Origin of the sequence: Halomonas salsilacus (assembly GCF_051216275.1) — a bacterium.
Lineage (GTDB): Bacteria > Pseudomonadota > Gammaproteobacteria > Pseudomonadales > Halomonadaceae > Halomonas.
The window spans coordinates 97,947-116,250 of the sequence record NZ_JBPKAQ010000008.1 but is presented as its reverse complement, the minus strand read 5'-3'; the positions used below and the strand labels follow the sequence as shown (position 1 = coordinate 116,250).

The window sequence follows — 18,304 nt, the reverse complement described above, 5'->3', positions numbered from 1 at the left end:
ATGAACCCATTCCAACGTACCGAAGGTCTCGTCGCCCCCCTCGACCGGGCCAACGTCGACACCGACTTGATCATTCCCAAGCAGTTCCTCAAGTCGATCAAGCGCACCGGCTTCGGCGTCAACCTCTTCGACGAGCTGCGCTATCAGGACGAGGGCTACCCAGGCCAGGACGTCTCCCAGCGCACGCTGAATCCTGACTTCGTGCTCAACCAGCCGCGCTATCAGGGGGCCAGCGTGCTGCTCACCCGCCGCAACTTCGGCTGCGGCAGCTCCCGTGAGCACGCCCCCTGGGCGCTGGAGGACTTCGGCTTCCGGGTGGTGATCGCCCCGAGCTTCGCTGACATCTTCTACAACAACGCCTTCAAGAACGGCCTGCTGCTGGTCACTCTGCCCGAGGACGTCGTTGACCGCCTGTTCAAGGAGGCGGAGGCCAGCGAAGGCTATGCGCTGGACGTCGATCTCGAGAACCAGCGCGTCACCACGCCCTTCGGCGAGATCCTCGAGTTCGAGGTGGATGCCTTCCGCAAGCACTGCCTGCTGAACGGCCTTGATGATATCGGCATCACCCTGCAGGACGAGGACGCTATCCGCACCTTCGAGGCCAGGCATTGCGCCGCGCGCCCCTGGCTGTTCCGAGATAGCGTTCAGGCCTGACGTTTCCACCACTCCGAGGAAGCGGAGCGTCGGGGGCAGCCCGAAGAGGAGGTCCTACGCCAGGGATGGCGTCGGTAGCGTACAGGGATGTATTCACAGCGCCTCCTCGCAGGCCTGCCGCCGAGGTAGCTCTGCGGTCCCAGCAAGGAAGAAGCAATGACTCAGAAGATTCTGGTACTGCCGGGTGACGGCATCGGCCCCGAGATCACCGCCCAGGCCAGCCGCATTCTGGCCGCCTGCCAGGCCCACGGCCTGGACGTCGAGGTGGAAGAGGCCCTGGTGGGCGGCAGCGCCTACGACGTCCACGGCGAGCCGCTGCCCGCCGAAACCCTGGATCAGGCCAAGGCCGCCCGCGCGATCCTGCTCGGCGCCGTGGGCGGCCCCAAGTGGGACAAGCTTGAGGATCTCGCCAAGCGTCCCGAGAAGGGCCTGCTCGGCCTGCGCAAGAACCTGGGGCTCTTCGGCAACCTGCGCCCGGCCATCACCTACCCGCAACTGGCCGAGGCCTCCAGCCTCAAGCCCGAGCTGGTAGCGGGGCTCGATATCATGATCGTGCGCGAGCTCACCGGTGGCATCTACTTTGGCCAGCCCCGCGGTATCGAGGAGCGCAACGGCGAGCGCGTCGGTTTCAACACCTACGTCTATTCCGAAAGCGAGATCGAGCGTATCGGCCGGGTCGCCTTCGAGATGGCCCAGAAACGCGGGAAGAAGCTTTGCTCCGTGGACAAGGCCAACGTGCTCGAGGTGACCATCCTGTGGCGCGAGGTGATGGAACGCCTGGCACCGGAGTACCCGGACGTCGAACTCTCGCACATGTACGTCGACAACGCCGCCATGCAGCTGGTGCGCGCGCCCAAGCAGTTCGATGTGATGGTCACCGGCAACATGTTCGGCGACATCCTCTCCGATGCCGCGGCCATGCTCACCGGTTCCATCGGCATGCTGCCCTCCGCCTCGCTCAACGAGAGCGGCCAGGGCATGTATGAGCCCTGCCACGGCAGCGCACCGGACATCGCCGGGAAGGGCATCGCCAACCCGCTGGCGACGATCCTCTCCGTGGCCATGATGCTGCGCTACTCCCTGGACGAGCCTGCGCTCGCTCAACGGATCGAGGACGCCGTGGGCAAGGTGCTGGACGCTGGCCTGCGAACCGCCGATATCGCCTCCAAGGGGACCCGCACCGTTTCTACCGCGGAGATGGGCGACGCGGTGCTGGCCGCCTTCGAAGCGTTGTAGCGAGCAGCGTCTGCTTGGGCCATGCTGTTGCTGAGGAATTCTAGGAGATGGCTGGCGCAGCATGAAGACTCTTCAGCGTTTCATGAAGCTACCCTGGACCAGACAGTGGCTGTATCTGGAAGCCACTTTCTGGCTCCTGCTTTCCTGGGGGCTGGTCAGGGGGTTGCCCTTCCGCTTCTGGTCCTCCTGGCTGGGTGAGCAGCGGTCGGTTGACTCCGAGCCCACGGCGCAGGAGAGGGAAGATCCCCGGGTCGTGCCCATCTGTCGCTGCATCGAGTCCATCAATGCCGAGCTGGGAGGACGCCTTACCTGCCTTATGCTCGCCATGGCAGCTCACTGGATGCTCCGCAGGAGAAATGTCTCCAGCAGCCTGGTGCTGGGTACCCTGGCCGAGCGGTTGCCCGATCAGAGCCTCAAGCTCAAGGCGCACGCCTGGATTCGTCACGGATCCGGCGTCGTGCTGGGCGGCGAGACCGGGGAAGCGTATTCACCGATCTCCTGTTTCGTCCATGCGGCTCCCGCGGCGCGAGGTCCAGCTCGGTGAGTGCGATTCTTGGCTGCGTGCACTTCGACGGGTCGCCGGTCGATCCGCAGGGGTTCCACGCGGCGCTCTCTGTCCTGGATCACTACGGCAATCACGGTAGCTCCTCGGCCTTTTTCGCCGGATGTGCCTTCGGCCATCAACGCCTGGATATCACATCCGCCGCCGCCTTCGAGAGCCAGCCCCTCGAGGAGGTTGAGCTCGTTCTCGTCGCCGATGCGATCCTCGACAACCGCGAGGCGCTGTGTGACCAGCTGGGCATCGAGCGGCGTTTTCGCGCCGCGCTTCCGGACAGCCGGTTGATCCTGCTGGCCTATCGCCGCTGGGGGCGAGACTGTGTCCGGCGGTTGCTTGGTGACTATGCCTTTGCGCTTTGGGATGCCAGTGAATGTTCGCTGCTCTGCGCTCGCGACCATATCGGCGCCCGCCCGCTCTACTGTATCAGCCAGGGCGATCGCTTCTACTTCGCCTCCGATCAACGTGCCTTCAAGGCCTGGCCTGGCCTTTCTCTGGCCATCGACGAGTCAAGCGTGGCCGCCTTCCTGATCGCTCCGGGGGACTGCCATGACTTCAGCTTCTTTCGTGACGCCTATCCGCTGGCCCCCGGCGGTGTGCTGCGCGTCAATCGACATGGGCTGACCCTGGACACCCACTGGTCGCCCGAGGAGGCAACGAGTGTGCGTTACGCTCGGCGCGAAGGCTATGTCGAGCATTTTCGTGAGCTGCTGATGCGGGCGGTGGACGACCGACTCGACGTGACAGCTAAAGTAGGCACACACCTCAGCGGTGGCCTCGACTCGAGCGGTGTGACAGTACTGGCGAGCCAACTGCTTAAGGAGCAGGGTCGCCGCCTCGACAGCAGCTATTCCTGGTCCCCGCCGGTGTCTTCCCGTTACCCCCTGCCGGGGGCTGGGCGCGACGAGAGAGAAGTCATCGAGCGCATCGGTCAGCAGGAGGCGCTGGAATGCCACTTCGGCTCTACCAGCGGTGCTGACTTCCTGTCGTATTTGGAACGGGATATTGCCGTGGATGGCACCGTCGATGTCTTCGAGGAATTCGACGTGATGCGCGTGGCTGAGAAGCGCGGCGTACGGGTGATGCTGTCGGGATGGGGGGGCGATGAGTCGGCCACATTCGGTATTCGCGGCTATCCCGGTTACCTGCTGACCCATGGACGCTGGTGGAAACTGTTGACGCTCACTCGGGAGGCGGCGGGAGGCCTCCGGCGACCGCGAAATATGGCACGCTTTTTCTGGCAGCAGGCCGTTGTACCCTGTCTCCCCAACAGCCTCTTCGCCCGCTATTCACCCTTTTTCGATCCAAGGCGGTTGCCACCCCTTTATCGCGAGATGCTGATCGATCGCTTTCCAGAAGCCGCGGCAAGGCGAGGGCCGGCCTGGCGCCTTTATCCCGACCCCAATCGTATACAGTGCCTGTTGCTGCGCCATGGGCACCTGGGTAGTCGCATGTCGACCTGGGCACACTGGTCAGCTGAGCATGGCTTGATCTATCGCTACCCCCTCACCGACCGACGCCTACTGGACTTTACCCTGGGGCTTCCCCCGGAGCTTCTCTGGGAGCAGGAGCAGCCACGGCGGCTTTATCGCGATGCGATCGGCCAGCGCCTGCCGCCGGGCCTGGGCAAGAACGATAGCGCCAACGAGAGGAAGCGCATGGCAATTCGTGATGAGTGCTGGAGGCTCCTGTCATCGGCGTCTGAGCGGCAAGCGTTTCGGATGCCTTGCGAGTGGTTGAACATGGCAGCGTTTCAGAAGCGACTGCTCACGGTACCCGACGGGGGCATGAACGACAGAGATGTGCCCGGTTTTGTTATGCTGTGTTCTGCGGTACAAGTCTGGCATCTCTGGCAGCGATACATGTCATCGTCTCGATAATGATCTTTTACATACTTTCATACTATGACTTAAGCACTAGTGTAAAAGCATTGACCGGCGGGCATGGCGTAACGACAGTTAATGTATCCACGATCACTGTTTCGATGAAATTCGATGATACTGCGCTCGGCTATCGGAAAGGTCGTTTGGCGGGTGTGATGGCCAGGCCAGTGCAGGCTAGAGGTGGCCAGAAAAGTGGTAAACATATAAAAGTGGTAAACAAATAGTGGAAACAAGGAGTAGTATGATATGAAGCAAACGTTGGAAGTGACTCCGGAAAAAACCGGAAAAAGGGAGTGGATGACGCCAAATTTGACCCGCATGAGTGTGGAAGAGACCTTGTCTGCCCGATTAGATAACCCCTCAGAAAGCATGGCGTCTTCGAATAATCAGGGGAGACCTCCAGGGGGTGGTGGCTCCTGAGCGAGGATGATTCACTGACAGGGATGTTGCACAAGGCCCGTTCCCTTGATCCATTATCAGGTGTCAAACCATGCAGAAACAGTTGGCTATCGGTAGGTGCGTTCAGCGAGCCCCGTCGCCCCTGTCTTCTCAGGTAGGAGATGACCTAGTTCTACTGAGTGTCGAGCGAGGAATGTACTACGGAGTGCCCGTCGTCGGAAGACGAATCTGGGAGCTGATGGAGAAACAGATCACCATTTCTGCGATATGCGATCAGCTGATGATGGAGTTTTCGGTAGATCGTGAGACCTGTGAAAATGAGGTACTCAAATTTATCAGTCAGTTGGAAGAAGAAGAGTTGGTGGTGAAGATCTAGGGAATGGCTAGCCTGAAGTTAGTGTTCGATTGTCAGCCAAGTTTTCGGTTTTTCGTTGGGTAATGCTCTATAATTTATATGCTTACGCATCTCTGTAATGAAATGCCTGCTTGTTGAATAACTTGTAATAAATGCCTCTCTTGTCGATCAGCTCCTTGTGCGTCCCGCTTTCACAAATCCTGCCATGATCCATCACATAGATATGGTCGGCCATTCTAACCGTCGACAGCCGGTGGCTTATCATCAGGGCGCCGCGATGATGGATTCTCTCCCGAAAGTTCTCGAACATGTCGAACTCGGCCTCGGGGTCCAGCGAGCTGGTGGGCTCGTCGAGTATGATGAAGGTTGATTTCCTGAAGAATGCGCGTGCCAAAGCGAGCTTCTGCCACTGTCCGATGCTGATCTCCTGCCCATCGTCAAACATTCGGGTGAGGGCGGTGTCATAGCCGCGCGATAGCCTGCAGATGAAACCGTCGGCGCCGGCGTTGGTGGCGGCCGTCATGATCGATGGTTGCCCACCGGGAGATTGAATGTCTCCAAAGTGAATATTTTCCTTCACGCTGGCAGCGTACTGGGAGTAGTCCTGGAAGATGACGCTGAACAACTTCCGGTATAGCTCCGGACTGTACTGTCGGATATCAACGCCATCGAGGGTGATGCGGCCCTGGGCAGGGTCGTAGAGTCGGCAGAGCAGCTTGATCAGCGTGGTCTTCCCAGAGCCGTTGACGCCCACAAGCGCGACGATCTGGCCGGGCCGGATGCTCAAGTCGATGTCGCTCAGGGTCGGCTCTTTCGATCCGGGGTAGTGAAACCCCACCTTTTCAAAGCGGATTCCTTCATGAAGGGTCTCTGGAATCGCCTCCGGGCGACTAGGCTCACTGATCTCGGGGCGGATATCCAGAAACTCGAACAGTAGCCCCATGTAGAGATGGTCTTCATAGAGCTTGGAAAGTTGCTGTACCAGTTCCTGCCCCAGGGTCTGAGCGCGCTGGAAGATCAGCATGAAAAGCACCAGATCACCGACACTGCTGTGTCCCTGCGCGGTTTGCCAGGCCAAGTAGGCCAAGCTGGCAAAAAAGGCCACTGCCGCCACACTACCTACGACCACTTCCAAGCGGGTACGTCGCTGCGTGATCTGCAGTCGTTCTCGGCGAATTCGCCCCCGTAACTTGGCATATTGATCTCGCAGGTGGTCGCCCAGCTGGTAGATTCGCAGTTCCTTGGCGTGCAGGTTGGAGGTCATCAGCCAATCCAGGTAGCCGGCCCTCCGTTCCATCTGCGTCCGGCGGCGTTGCCAGTCATAGAGATGACGCGTGAAGTGCAACCGCACCAGGAGCCCCGGTAAAATGGCAACCATCAGGATGGGAAGCAGCAGCCAGTCGATTGAAACAAGGAGGACGATGACGGCAGCCAGCATGAGGCCATTTCTCGACAGCATCATCAGATTGCCAATGACCTGGGCGGGTCGCTGGTTGCCCGACTCCCGCGCTCTCTCCAGTGTGTCGAAATAGCGAGGACTCTCATAGAAAGCCAGGTCGGCATTGACGGCCCGCTCATGCACTCTTCCGTCGATATAGTCAGCTACAAGCAAGGCTTGCGCTTCCTTTGCCAGATTCGACAGAGCGCGGGTCACCAGGACCGCCAGGGTAGCTCCCCCCGTCAGGGCAACGTATTGCAACACCAACGCCATGCCCTGGGGCGCGGTGGCTTCATTGCCCAGCAGGGTAGTGACGATATCGACCAGTTGCTTGAGCAGATAGAGGGCCGTCAGACCGAAGCCGACCTCGAGTGCCATGAGGAAGGTGCTGAGGAGTGTCCACTTCCTGCTGCTGGCCCAGAGCAGCGGTAGAACGCGGCGAAGGGTGGTGAGTGGTCCCAGTAAGACTCGCGACGATAGAATCATCGTGCGGGCCACCTGATTCGGCGGCGTTTTGCCACGGCTCGGTAGAGTCGAGCGACGTAGTAGCACCATTGCCAGCGGGGTGGCAAGGGGAGGAGCTGATAATCCAAATACAGTGGCTGGAAGCGGCGAACCCACTCTCTGATCCGGCTCGCCCTTCGATAGGCTACGGACGTTTGCCAGGTGAAGCCGAACTCCGGGGTAGGTCGCTTAAAGCGCAGTGCCAGTTCCGCCTCGAACCCACCCTGCAGAGTCGTGAAGCAGGCCTCAAGCATGTCTCGGCTTCGCTGGCTTAGATGGACTGAGCTCTCAGGCTCGGGGGCGGCGAGTGCCCGATAGAATTCCATGCAGGCGCTGTACGTGGACACCAAACCTCGCTGCTCCGCACAGGCGTGAGCCCATGTTTCATCAAAATCGGGATGGTGCTGGATGGCATCCAGATCGACCAGCCAGTGTAGGTGCGACCAATAGTGGCGAGTGTGATGCAGGCAGATGTAGACGAAAAGCTCATGGGTTGGCATCGAATACAGCAGGGTATCCCCGGCCAGATAAGCGACTCGGTTGTCGAGTAGTGCCTCGGTTTGGTAGATGCCGGCGCCTCGGTCGATCTCATGATGGACTTCAATGCGTACTCCTGAAGGAGAGGCAATGGACACCACGGATTGAGTGCGTATAGCAAACGTGAGACTCTGCCTGTCGGGTGTCAAGGCCTCCGGATCGAGGGAGTGATAGCCGTGCTGCAGAGCGAATTCCAGCAGTTCTACACAGCGGTGGCGCGGTACCAGCAGGTCGATGTCTCGACAGGATCGCATGGCCGGTTCATCATAGTAGCGCGCTGCCAGGGCCGGCCCCTTGAAGAAAAGATAGGGAATGTCCAGTGGATCGAGAATCTCGACAACCAGGCGCTGCTGTTCACCGGCGACGAGCAGGTTACGCTGAACGAGGATCAGGGCTCGTTGATGCATGTGACATATATCAGCCGGAGCCAGCGTCGGCGGCGCCAGTTCGTGCAGGTGGCGATACACCAAGGGGAGCACCAGGTGCCGTTCCGCACGGCGTGCCACTTCAGGCCATGACGCGATGCTATTGCACAGGGTCAGGGCAGCCTGTCGCTGAGCCTCGGTCAGTGTCAGCCTGGCAAGTAATATCAGCAATCGAAGAGTGGCGTCAGGTTGCTTGAGATCATCTGACATGTCCCGCTCCATCATGGAGGAGTTGAGTCAGTGGCTTCAGGTTCTCTTCGACCCTTTCCAGCGACCATGGCCGTCGGTAGCGGTAGACACGGATTCGCTGCGCCAGACCTGAACCAACCTGCATCAGTCTGGCGGGACCATTGAAACGTTGCCCCCACTCAGGCAGGTAAAGGGCCGACATGACTATTCTGAATGCCTCCACTCCCTCAATTTCCTTGATGGAGGCTTGTTCATTGTCGAGTCCTCTCTCCAGCATCACGAGCGCTTTCAGTGGCTCGGATTTGCGGGTGAATCCCCGATGCCGATTCAGATGAAATTTTTCCTTGCGCGTCAGGTCCCGGACCAGGCCCGCGCGATCGATACCCAGGCGTTCCAGGGTGTCTTTCCATAGTTTAAGGCGTGGTGGTCCCGGATACAGGATGGGGAGAGATTCCTCAGGCTTGATCACCCCGACATCGTCGCTGACCACCTTCCAGCCATATCGATAATGCATCCAGGCGGCCAGCGTTGACTTGCCCGCCCCGGAGTCTCCAGCGAAGCCCCAGACGCCGGCAGGGGTCTGTACCGCGCTGATATGGAGAGGTAGCCAGTGCCTCTGATGGATCAATGCCCCCAAGGCGCTTCCCAGCAGGTAGAGGCGTACATCCCCCTCGTCAACCGTAGAGCCGCCGGCGAGACTCAGGCGACGATCGATTCGGATGCACCTTCCTTGTTCGCTGCGATAACGAGCGACTCGTTCAATAAGGAACTGGCAGTTCTTATTGTTGCATTGTAGCCAAGGCGTGCTCACCACTGCGTCTTCAAGCCGGCCTGTAAGGTCGCCGACCTGAATCCGAATGTCGGGATTCGTTTCCGGCGGCAGTGGTTCGAGTTCGGGAAGCTCGAGCTGTGAGGCGATCTTCAGTCCATAGGTGGTGTAGTACCGGTAGGAAAGAGTAGTAGGGGGACTTCGGCGCCTTTCCAGTGGGGACGGTGATGGCGCGAGGTCCTGGGCAGGGGAAATTCTTGTGCCTGGCATGATCGGTCCGCACCTCAGCTACGCCTCTGTGTAAGTACAATGTAAACGTTGGGCTCGCCATGCCAAGCATGAAAACTGTCAGTCCTGAGAGGGAGGCTCCGTAGTCCGGCGTTCAGCTGCTTGAACGTGGAGGCTCGTGTATAATGCCTATCACATTTGCTTATTGGAGGACTTCACATGTTGAAAGTCGGTTTCGTTGGTTGGCGCGGCATGGTGGGTTCCGTGCTGGTGCAGCGCATGCTGGAAGACGGGGACTTCAACGGCATTGAGCCGGTCTTCTTCACCACCTCCCAGGTCGGCCAGGCCGGCCCAGATGTCGGCGTTGATGTGCCTCCCCTCAAGGATGCCTTTGATCTCGATGCGCTCAAGGCGCTGGACGTCATCATTACCTGCCAGGGCGGCGACTATACCCAGGGGGTCTACGGCGACCTGCGCAGCAGCGGTTGGAAGGGCTACTGGATCGACGCCGCCAGTACCCTGCGCATGGAAGACGATGCCACCATCGTACTGGATCCGGTCAACCGTCACGTCATCGACGCCCAGCTGGCGAAGGGCGCAAGGACCTTCGTCGGCGGCAACTGCACCGTCAGCCTGATGTTGATGGGTCTGGGCGGTCTGTTCGAGGCGGACATGATCGAGTGGATGACCTCCATGACCTACCAGGCGGCCTCTGGCTCCGGCGCCAAGCACATGCGCGAGCTGCTTAACCAGATGGGCAGCCTGCGCGACAGCGTGGCCGGTGAGCTCGCCGACCCGGCCAGCGCCATCCTCGACATCGACCGCAAGGTCACCGCGGCCATGCGTTCGGGTGAGTTTCCCACCGAGAACTTCGGCGCTCCTCTGGCCGGAAGCCTCTTGCCGTGGATCGATGTCAAGCGCGACAACGGCCAGAGCAAGGAAGAGTGGAAGGGTACCGTCGAGACCAACAAGATCCTCGGCCTGCAGGACAACCCCATTCCCATCGATGGTCTCTGCGTGCGCATTGGTGCCATGCGCTCACACAGCCAGGCCTTCACCATCAAGCTCAAGAAGGACGTGCCCCTCGACGAGATCGAGGACCGTATCGCCAAGCATAACGACTGGGTCAAGGTGGTGCCCAACGACAAGGAGGCCACCATCCGCGACCTGACGCCCGCCGCCGCCACCGGCACCCTGACCGTTCCGGTGGGTCGCCTGCGCAAGCTGGCCATGGGCGGCGAGTACCTCTCCGCCTTCAGCGTCGGCGACCAGCTGCTGTGGGGCGCCGCCGAGCCGCTCAAGCGCATGCTCAAGATTCTGCGCGAGCAGTAGTCGCCGCTATGCAAGGCCTCGTTACCGTCGCTCGAGGCCAGTGAACACGGGGCGTCTCCTTCGGGAGGCGCCTTGTTGTTTATGGGTCGACCACCGATTCGCGGGGCCGTTGATTCGCGGGGCCGTTGATTCGCCGGCCCACGATCAATGGCTTACGTTGAAGGTATGGCGGCTGGCATGATCCCGCCCAGGCGCGACGAGACGGCGAATATGGTACACAGGTACCATAACGACACTAGGATATAGCACGGGTGCCGCGAGATTGACGCGCGGTAGCGCCGACGGACGCAAGGGACCTCCATGAAACGCAAGCTGACACTCGCCATGCTGCTTTCGCTTTCCGCCGCGAGCCCTCTGGCGCTGGCCCTTGGGCTTGGGGAGGCAGACGTTCGCTCCACGCTCAACGCGCCGCTGCGCGCTTCGCTGCCGCTGACCGACGCTGCGGGCATCCAGGCCGGGCTGCTCAACGTTTCGGTGGCCGATGAGCGCGCCTTCGCCGCGGCTGGTCTGCCGCGGACCCCCCTGGCGGCCAGCGTGCGGCTGGCGGTGGAGCAGCGCCAAGGTCGCCTAGTGGTGGAGCTCACTACCGAGCGACCGGTGCGGGAGCCCTGGGTCGACCTGCTTCTGCGCTTCGACTGGCCGGGCGGACAGCAGCTGCGCGAAGTGACCCTGCTTCTCGACCCTCCGGACTACGATCAGATGCCGGCCCTGGTGGCGGGCAGTCGCCGTCCCATGCCCGCCCCGGTCAGCGTCTCGGGGCCCCCGCTCGACGCGGCGCCCGCGCAGGCCACGGCGCCTCGCCCCACTGCGGCTCCCGCCAGGAGCGGCGATCCGACCTGGGTGCGCAGCGGAGACACCCTGTGGGCCGTGGCCGGGCGACTGCGTCCGGACAGTGGCATCAGCATGAACCAGATGATGGTGGCGCTGGTGGAGGCCAACCCCGAGGCCTTCGCCTCTGGCAATATCAATGCCATGCGCGCCGGCGTCAGCTTGGTGGTGCCGAGCCGTGAAGCGATTGCCGCGCGCGCTGTGGGGGATTCCGATCGCATCGTCGCGGAGATGAATCAGGCCTGGGCCAATCGCGGCGGGGGTGCGCCGGCACAGGTGGCGCTGGGCAGCCCGGCGGCCAGCCAGCTTGCGGCGGTCCCTGCGGCCCCGAGCGAAGTCGCGCAGACCGACACGGGGGTTACCCCGCCGCCGGAGCCTCCCTCGCCCCCCGCTGATGAACCAGCCGTCGACGCCGCCACCGCGGAGGCCGTGGAAGTCCCCGAGGCGCCGCGGCTCACCCTGCTCACCGATGCCCAGGTGGCAGCCGAGGGAGCCTTGGCTGGCGATGGCAGCGACGTCACCGCCATCAGCGAAGTTATTACCGATGGAGCCACTGCCAATGATCTCGGCGATGGGGTCGCTGAGGCCGGCGAGACCTCGGGCGCCCCGCAGGTTATGGTCGACTCCGACTTGCTGGCGGTCCTCTACGGGGACGGCGAACTGACCAGTGACGACCGCCTGCTGCGCCTCGAGGCTCGCTGGCTCGAGAACCAGCAGACGCTGCAGACGGTGCAGGAGGAGCGTGATCAACTACAGGATGAGCTGGGCGAGATACGTGACGAGATGGCCGCGCTGCGCGAGGAGCTTGCCGCGCTCGCCGCCGGCGGTGCCGGGGTGGATGGACCCGGCGCCGGTGGTGTCGCGCCTTCCGGTGGTCCGGCGGAAGAGCGCCCCTGGTGGGGGGCGATCTACCAGGGCGATGTCGATCGCAACCTGATGCTGGGTGGCGCCGGCCTGGCTGCGCTGCTGGCGATGTGGCTCGCGGTGCGTCGCCGTCGCCGCCATGAAGATGATGAGCCTGCCGCGGTCGGCGCCGGGCCAGTGCGGGTCGCCGTGCCGGGCGCCCCGGCACCAGGGCAGCCCGAGACCGCAATCCCTGCGGTCATCGCGCCGGCCCGGCCGGCCGCGCCCTCGGTGCAGGGCTCGCTACCCCAGGCCGAAGCGATCAGCGAAGCCGACATCTTCATGGCCTATGGCCGCTACGACCAGGCCCGCGAACTGCTAGAGGCGAACCTGGCCCGGGAGCCGGAGCGTGATGACCTGCGGCTCAAGCTGCTCAATGTGCATCTGGAGCAGGGCAGTCGCGAGGAGGCGGAGAGCGAGGCCTCCCGGCTGCGCGGTGGGGGTAACCCTGCCGTGCGAGACGAGGTGGAGCGCCTGCTCGGCCGTTACGGTCTGGCACCTGCTGACACTGGTGCTGTCGACGCCTTCGACGCTTCCGGCACCCCAGGCGAGCGCGCGGTGTTCAACAAGCCTGCCGAGCGTCCGCCACGGGTCTTCGACGAGACCGCCGACGGCGAGTCCGGCTCGCCGCAGCAGAGCGCGGATGACGAAGCGGCAGATGACACGGCTCCGGTCGACGCGTCTCCCTCTGCCAGCCCACCTCACGAGGGCCTTGATACGAACGCCTATCGTCGCCCATCACCCATGGATAACCTCTCGTCGCCCACAGTCGAGGCGCCGGCGGCCGAGCCTGAGCCGCAGACGCCCGAACCCGAGCCAGTCGAGGTGACCACACGACGCCTCGAGGATGGCAGCGAGATCATCGACTATCGCCCTCCGGCGCTGAAGCCCTCGCCGGCACCCAGGGAGGAGACGCCCATGCAGCCCAGCATTGACTTCTCCTCCGATGGTCTCGGACTGGGAGATAAGGACGCAGGCTTCGATCAGGGCGCTGGCCTGGATCGCCCGGAAGCCGCCGGCGATGACGCCGCCGAGGAGGCGCTTCCCCATGAATGGGAAGTGGAGGAGGTTTCCTTCCCGCCCCTCGAGGCGGATAATGATCGCTTTTCTCCCAGCGCCACCCCCGAGCGTCTGGCCGAGGCCCATCGCCGGGTCGAGGCCGGTGAGGGCGGTCGGGCCCGCGAGCTGCTCAACGAGCTGAGCCTCAGCGACGACCCGGCCATCCGCGACGAGGCGGCGGCGCTGCTCAGACGACTGGATACCTGATCGCTGCATGACCCTTTTCAAACGCCTGGATGAACGCACCCCCCTGGCCGGACGGCTGGCCATGGGGGTCGAGTATGACGGCAGCGCCTACTGTGGCTTCCAGTTCCTCAAGCACTCGCCCTCCGTGCAGGCCGCACTGGAAAAGGCCCTGGCCCGGGTGGCCGGCCAGCCGATTCGCGTCCATGCCAGCGGTCGCACCGACTCCGGCGTACATGCGACTCGCCAGATCATCCACTTCGACCCACCGGTGCCGCGTTCTCAAAAGGCCTGGGTGTTCGGCGTCAATGCCAATCTACCCCGGGATGTCGCCGTGCGCTGGGTCAAGGAGGTGCCCGAGACCTTCCACTCCCGCTTCAAGGCCCTGGCACGCCGCTACCGCTACATTCTGCTCAACCAGCCCAGCCGCCCGGTGCTGGAGCGCGCCAATGTCACCTGGTGCCGCGACCCGCTGGACGCCGACTCCATGCATCGCGCCGCCCAGGTGCTGGTGGGCGAGCACGACTTCTCCAGCTTCCGTGCCGCCGGCTGCCAATCGAAGACCCCCTGGCGACACCTGCACTTCATCGAGGTGCACCGCCACGGCCCGCTGGTGGTGGTGGACGTGCAGGGCAACGCCTTCCTGCACCACATGATCCGCAATATCGTCGGCGCCCTGGTCAGCGTGGGCCGGGGGGAGCGGGGCGAGGACTACCTGGCGGACCTGATGACACTGAAGGACCGCACCCTGGGTGATGTCACCGCGCCGGCCTGCGGCCTGCACTTCGTCGATTCCCTCTACGACGAGAGCTGGGGCTTGCCCCGTGAGCCGCTCGGCCCCCACCTGCTGGCCTTCCTCGGCGAGTGGACCGGCGAAAGGCCGCTGCCCGACTGCCCCATGGTCGAGTTCCGCCGCGGAAGGCCGGTGGCCGCCGAAGGAGAAGGAGTATGATGCAGCGCACACGCGTCAAGCTTTGCGGCCTGACTCGCCCCGAAGACGTCGACACCGCCGTGGCGGCCGGCGCCGATGCCCTGGGTTTCGTGCTCTGGCCCGGCAGCCGGCGCGCCGTGGACGAGGCGCGCCTGAGTGAGCTCGCCGCGCGGGTGCCGGCCTTCGTCACCCGGGTGGGGCTCTTCGTCGACCAGGAGCCGGCGCTGATCGAGCGTTGTGCCACCCATCTGGACCTGCTGCAGTTCCACGGTGACGAATCGCCGGCCTTCTGCGAGGGCTTCGGCCGCCCCTGGATCAAAGCGCTGCGCATGCGCGACGGCCTCGACCTTGACGCCGCCGCCGTGACTTACCATGGCGCGCGGGCGCTGCTGCTCGACGCCTATCGCCCCGGCGTGCCGGGCGGCACCGGCGAGACCTTCGACTGGTCGCGAATCCCCGCAGGGCTGGCAAAACCTGTTATCCTCGCCGGAGGCCTTGGGGCCGACAATGTGGCCGAGGCCATCGCCACCGTGGCGCCCTTCGCACTCGACGTCTCCGGCGGTGTGGAGGTCTCTCCCGGCGTCAAGGATGCTGGGCGCGTCGCGGCCTTTCTCGAGGCCGTGAAGCGAGGGGACGCGCTGCGCCTGACGCGCTGACGCTTTTCCGGCCAATGCTCGTCGCCCATCATGGCCCGCCATCACCGTGTTCCATCCCTTAGCCCTTCTGGCGATCTAGTGAGGTGTCTTTCGTGAGCAAGTTCAGTGACCTGACCCGACTGCCGGACGCCCGCGGCCACTTTGGCCCCTACGGCGGCCGGTTCGTCTCGGAGACCCTGAGCTTCGCCCTGGACGAGCTGGAGAAGACCTACCTGAGTCTTCGCGACGACCCGGCCTTCCAGGCGGAATTCGACTATGACCTGGCCCACTACGTGGGTCGTCCTTCGCCGCTCTATCATGCCGAGCGATGGTCGAAGCAGTTGGGTGGGGCGCAGATCTGGCTCAAGCGCGAGGACCTCAACCACACCGGCGCCCACAAGGTGAACAACACCATTGGCCAGGCGCTGCTGGCCAAGAAGAGCGGCAAGCCGCGGGTGATCGCCGAGACCGGTGCCGGCCAGCACGGTGTGGCCACCGCCACCGTGGCCGCGCGCCTGGGCCTCAAGTGCGACGTCTACATGGGGGCGGCGGACGTGCAGCGTCAGAAGCTCAACGTCTATCGCATGCGCCTGCTCGGGGCCAACGTCATTTCGGTGGAATCCGGCACGCGGACTCTCAAGGACGCCATGAACGAGGCGCTGCGCGACTGGGTCACCAACGTCGACGATACCTTCTACATCATTGGCACCGTGGCGGGTCCGCACCCCTACCCGATGCTGGTGCGCGACTTCAATGCCGTGGTAGGCCGCGAGGCACGCGAGCAGTCCTTCGTGGAGTTCGGCAAGCTGCCCGATGCGCTCATCGCCTGCGTGGGCGGCGGCTCCAACGCCATGGGGCTCTTCTACCCCTTCGTGGAGGATGACGACGTGGTCATGTACGGGGTCGAGGCCGGCGGCGACGGGGTCGAGACCGGCCGCCACGCCGCGCCGCTCGCCTCGGGGGCCCCCCGCGGCGTGCTTCACGGCAACCGCACCTACCTGATGTCCGACGAGGGTGGCCAGGTCTCCGATACCCACTCCATCTCCGCCGGCCTGGACTATCCCGGCGTGGGCCCCGAGCACGCCCTGTGGAAGGACGTGGGACGGGTCAACTACGTGGCCGCCAATGACGACGCCGTGCTCGCGGCCTTTCGGGAGCTGACCCTCGTCGAGGGCATCATGCCGGCGCTGGAGACCGCCCACGCCCTGGCCTATGCCAAGGTGCTGGCGCCGACCATGAGCCCCGACCAGAACATCATCGTCAACCTCTCCGGACGGGGCGACAAGGACATCCTCACCGTCGCCAAGCTCGACGGCATCGAGATCTAAGGGGCCATGATGAACCGTATCGACCAACGCTTCGCCGACCTCAAGGCCCAGGGCCGCCGCGCGCTGATCCCCTTCATCACCGCCGGTGACCCGGCACCCCAATACACCGTGGGCTTCATGCACGCCCTGGTGGAGGCGGGGGCCGATGTGATCGAGCTGGGCGTGCCTTTCTCGGACCCCATGGCCGATGGCCCGGTGATCCAGAAGGCCTGCGAGCGGGCGCTCAAGCACGGCGTACGACTCACCCATCTGTTCGAGATGGTGCGCGAGTTCCGACAGACCGACGCCACCACGCCGGTGGTGCTGATGGGCTACCTGAATCCCATGGAGCGCATCGGCCTGGCCGCCTTCGCCGAGCAGGCCGCCGCGGCGGGCATCGATGGGGTGCTGACCGTGGACATGCCCCCGGAGGAGGCCGTGGAGCTCGGCCCGCTGCTCAAGGCCCAGGGGCTCGCCTCGATCTTCCTGGTCGCCCCTACCACTTCCAGCGCCCGGGCCGCTACAATATGTGCCCACGGCGAAGGCTATCTCTACTACGTTTCGCTCAAGGGCGTGACCGGCTCCGCCATCCTGGACGCCGCCGACGTGGCCGAGCACCTGGCACCGCTGCGCGAACAGACCGACCTGCCGCTGTGCGTCGGCTTCGGCATTCGCGACGGCGCCTCGGCTGCCGAGGTGGGCAAGGTGGCCGATGGCGTCATCGTCGGCTCAGCGCTGGTCAGCCGCATCGCCGAGAACGCCGAACGCCCCGAGGTGATCGCCGGTGAGCTCAAGGCGGTGCTGGGCGAGATGCGCCTGGCCCTGGATGCCATGAGCGCGAGCTGAGCCAGGCTTTCGCCACCGTATTTGACCCATGCGCCCGGCAAGCGCCGGGCGCCGACCACATGACGGAACCCTTTCTGACATGAGCTGGCTAGACAAGATCGTGCCCTCCATGGGGCGTATCCAGCGCAAGGACCGCCGGGCCAGCGTGCCCGATGGCCTGTGGCGCAAGTGCCCCAAGTGCGAGGCGGTGCTCTACCTGCCCGAACTCGACAAGCATCACAACGTCTGCCCCAAGTGCGACCACCACATGCGGCTGACCGCGCGCAAGCGTCTCGACTGGTTCCTCGACAGGGAGGGCCGGGAGGAGCTGGCCGCCGAGGTCGAGCCCGTCGATCGGCTCAAGTTCCGCGACTCCAAGAAGTACAAGGATCGCCTGGCGGCGGCCCAGAAGGAGACCGGCGAGAGGGACGCTCTGATCGCCATGCGCGGCCGGTTGGACGGCTTGCCGGTGGTGGTGGTGGCCTTCGAGTTCAGCTTCATGGGGGGTTCCATGGGCGCAGTGGTCGGCGAGAAGTTCGTTCGCGCCGCCACCCTGGCCCACGATGAGGGCATCCCGCTGATCTGCTTCTCCGCCTCCGGTGGTGCGCGCATGCAGGAAGCACTCTTCTCGCTGATGCAGATGGCCAAGACCTCCGCCGCCCTGGAGAAGCTCAAGCAGGTCGGCGTGCCCTACATCTCGGTGCTCACCGACCCAGTGTTCGGCGGTGTTTCGGCGTCGCTGGCCATGCTGGGCGATCTCAACGTGGCCGAGCCCAACGCGCTGATCGGCTTTGCCGGCCCTCGGGTCATCGAGCAGACCGTCCGTGAGAAGCTCCCCGAAGGCTTCCAGCGCAGCGAGTTCCTGCTCGATCACGGCGTCATCGACATGATCGTGCGGCGCAGCGAGATGCGTGACCGCCTGGGAGCCGTGCTGCGCAAGCTGACCCACCAGCCCGCCCTGGGGCTCCCGGAGATGCCTGTCGATGAGCCCGATCTGGTGGATGCGGCGGAGCAGGCCTCGGCCGAGAAGGGTACCGAGGGGCCTGCCGAGGCCCAGGCGCCCGGTGCCGACGAGGCGACATCCCTGCCCGGCGGCGGCCAGGACGACGGCCGTCGCTGAGCCGATGG

15 protein-coding genes are annotated in these 18,304 nt (G+C 63.8%); 12 read left to right on the top strand and 3 right to left on the bottom strand.

Features of this window, described 5'->3' with window-relative positions:
• The 5 genes from leuD to ACR80S_RS12640 all read left to right on the top strand — a co-directional run bounded on the left by leuD (position 1) and on the right by ACR80S_RS12640 (position 5,104).
• The gene (gene leuD / locus ACR80S_RS12660) at positions 1–654 is read left to right on the top strand and encodes a 3-isopropylmalate dehydratase small subunit (protein WP_435403363.1); all 654 of its coding nucleotides are present in this window, start codon (positions 1–3) and stop codon (positions 652–654) included.
• Between the two features lie 156 nt (positions 655–810).
• Positions 811–1,890, top strand: a complete 1,080-nt coding sequence (leuB, locus tag ACR80S_RS12655) for a 3-isopropylmalate dehydrogenase (protein WP_435403362.1) — start codon at positions 811–813, stop codon at positions 1,888–1,890.
• A 61-nt stretch (positions 1,891–1,951) separates the two neighbouring features.
• Entirely contained in the window at positions 1,952–2,434 is a 483-nt protein-coding gene (locus ACR80S_RS12650) for a lasso peptide biosynthesis B2 protein (protein ID WP_435400192.1), read from the top strand.
• Positions 2,431–4,326, top strand: a complete 1,896-nt coding sequence (locus ACR80S_RS12645) for an asparagine synthetase B family protein (protein ID WP_435403361.1) — start codon at positions 2,431–2,433, stop codon at positions 4,324–4,326. Before ACR80S_RS12650 ends, ACR80S_RS12645 begins: the two co-directional genes overlap by 4 nt.
• A gap of 493 nt (positions 4,327–4,819) precedes the next feature.
• Positions 4,820–5,104 carry a PqqD family peptide modification chaperone gene (locus ACR80S_RS12640; RefSeq protein ID WP_435400190.1) on the top strand — a complete coding sequence of 95 codons (285 nt, stop codon included), beginning with the start codon at positions 4,820–4,822 and terminating at the stop codon, positions 5,102–5,104.
• 82 nt (positions 5,105–5,186) lie between these two features.
• On the opposite strand, the gene ACR80S_RS12635 is transcribed toward ACR80S_RS12640, so the two are convergent.
• The 3 genes from ACR80S_RS12635 to ACR80S_RS12625 form a co-directional block, all read right to left on the bottom strand.
• Positions 5,187–6,899: an ABC transporter ATP-binding protein gene (locus ACR80S_RS12635; RefSeq protein ID WP_435403360.1), complete on the bottom strand. Its 1,713-nt coding sequence runs from the start codon at positions 6,897–6,899 to the stop codon at positions 5,187–5,189.
• Between the two features lie 104 nt (positions 6,900–7,003).
• On the bottom strand, positions 7,004–8,197 hold the full coding sequence (locus tag ACR80S_RS12630; protein ID WP_435403359.1) for a nucleotidyltransferase family protein: 1,194 nt from the start codon (positions 8,195–8,197) through the stop codon (positions 7,004–7,006).
• A complete protein-coding gene (locus ACR80S_RS12625) occupies positions 8,187–9,215 on the bottom strand; it encodes a hypothetical protein (protein WP_435400187.1) in 1,029 nt (342 codons plus the stop codon). The genes ACR80S_RS12630 and ACR80S_RS12625 overlap by 11 nt, the downstream gene beginning before the upstream one ends.
• Positions 9,216–9,392: 177 nt before the next feature.
• On the opposite strand from ACR80S_RS12625, the gene asd reads away from it, so the two are divergent.
• The 7 genes from asd to accD all read left to right on the top strand — a co-directional run bounded on the left by asd (position 9,393) and on the right by accD (position 18,296).
• Entirely contained in the window at positions 9,393–10,505 is a 1,113-nt protein-coding gene (gene asd, locus ACR80S_RS12620; protein WP_435400186.1) for an aspartate-semialdehyde dehydrogenase, read from the top strand.
• Positions 10,506–10,805: 300 nt separating this feature from the next.
• The gene (locus ACR80S_RS12615; RefSeq protein ID WP_435403358.1) at positions 10,806–13,502 is read left to right on the top strand and encodes a FimV/HubP family polar landmark protein; all 2,697 of its coding nucleotides are present in this window, start codon (positions 10,806–10,808) and stop codon (positions 13,500–13,502) included.
• 7 nt (positions 13,503–13,509) lie between these two features.
• Positions 13,510–14,430 carry a tRNA pseudouridine(38-40) synthase TruA gene (gene truA / locus ACR80S_RS12610; protein WP_435403357.1) on the top strand — a complete coding sequence of 307 codons (921 nt, stop codon included), beginning with the start codon at positions 13,510–13,512 and terminating at the stop codon, positions 14,428–14,430.
• Positions 14,427–15,065 (top strand): phosphoribosylanthranilate isomerase, encoded by a 639-nt coding sequence (locus ACR80S_RS12605; protein WP_435400183.1) that lies wholly within the window; start codon positions 14,427–14,429, stop codon positions 15,063–15,065. The genes truA and ACR80S_RS12605 overlap by 4 nt, the downstream gene beginning before the upstream one ends.
• A gap of 92 nt (positions 15,066–15,157) precedes the next feature.
• Positions 15,158–16,372 carry a tryptophan synthase subunit beta gene (gene trpB / locus ACR80S_RS12600; RefSeq protein ID WP_435400182.1) on the top strand — a complete coding sequence of 405 codons (1,215 nt, stop codon included), beginning with the start codon at positions 15,158–15,160 and terminating at the stop codon, positions 16,370–16,372.
• A gap of 9 nt (positions 16,373–16,381) precedes the next feature.
• Entirely contained in the window at positions 16,382–17,197 is an 816-nt protein-coding gene (trpA, locus tag ACR80S_RS12595) for a tryptophan synthase subunit alpha (RefSeq protein WP_435400181.1), read from the top strand.
• Between the two features lie 79 nt (positions 17,198–17,276).
• Positions 17,277–18,296, top strand: coding sequence for an acetyl-CoA carboxylase, carboxyltransferase subunit beta (accD, locus tag ACR80S_RS12590; protein ID WP_435403356.1), 1,020 nt, complete (start codon positions 17,277–17,279; stop codon positions 18,294–18,296).
• Positions 18,297–18,304: the final 8 nt, after the last annotated feature.

What these genes read in the sequence shown, in the direction of transcription:
- leuD (WP_435403363.1), top strand. Translation starts at nt 1, where the DNA reads ATGAACCCATTCCAACGTACCGAAGGTCTCGTCGCCCCCCTCGACCGG.
- truA (WP_435403357.1), top strand. Translation starts at nt 13,510, where the DNA reads ATGACCCTTTTCAAACGCCTGGATGAACGCACCCCCCTGGCCGGACGG.
- ACR80S_RS12640 (WP_435400190.1), top strand. Translation starts at nt 4,820, where the DNA reads ATGCAGAAACAGTTGGCTATCGGTAGGTGCGTTCAGCGAGCCCCGTCG.
- ACR80S_RS12615 (WP_435403358.1), top strand. Translation starts at nt 10,806, where the DNA reads ATGAAACGCAAGCTGACACTCGCCATGCTGCTTTCGCTTTCCGCCGCG.
- leuB (WP_435403362.1), top strand. Translation starts at nt 811, where the DNA reads ATGACTCAGAAGATTCTGGTACTGCCGGGTGACGGCATCGGCCCCGAG.
- ACR80S_RS12605 (WP_435400183.1), top strand. Translation starts at nt 14,427, where the DNA reads ATGATGCAGCGCACACGCGTCAAGCTTTGCGGCCTGACTCGCCCCGAA.
- ACR80S_RS12630 (WP_435403359.1), bottom strand. Translation starts at nt 8,197, where the DNA reads ATGTCAGATGATCTCAAGCAACCTGACGCCACTCTTCGATTGCTGATA.
- ACR80S_RS12635 (WP_435403360.1), bottom strand. Translation starts at nt 6,899, where the DNA reads ATGGCACTCGAGGTCGGCTTCGGTCTGACGGCCCTCTATCTGCTCAAG.
- trpA (WP_435400181.1), top strand. Translation starts at nt 16,382, where the DNA reads ATGAACCGTATCGACCAACGCTTCGCCGACCTCAAGGCCCAGGGCCGC.
- accD (WP_435403356.1), top strand. Translation starts at nt 17,277, where the DNA reads ATGAGCTGGCTAGACAAGATCGTGCCCTCCATGGGGCGTATCCAGCGC.
- ACR80S_RS12650 (WP_435400192.1), top strand. Translation starts at nt 1,952, where the DNA reads ATGAAGACTCTTCAGCGTTTCATGAAGCTACCCTGGACCAGACAGTGG.
- ACR80S_RS12625 (WP_435400187.1), bottom strand. Translation starts at nt 9,215, where the DNA reads ATGCCAGGCACAAGAATTTCCCCTGCCCAGGACCTCGCGCCATCACCG.
- asd (WP_435400186.1), top strand. Translation starts at nt 9,393, where the DNA reads ATGTTGAAAGTCGGTTTCGTTGGTTGGCGCGGCATGGTGGGTTCCGTG.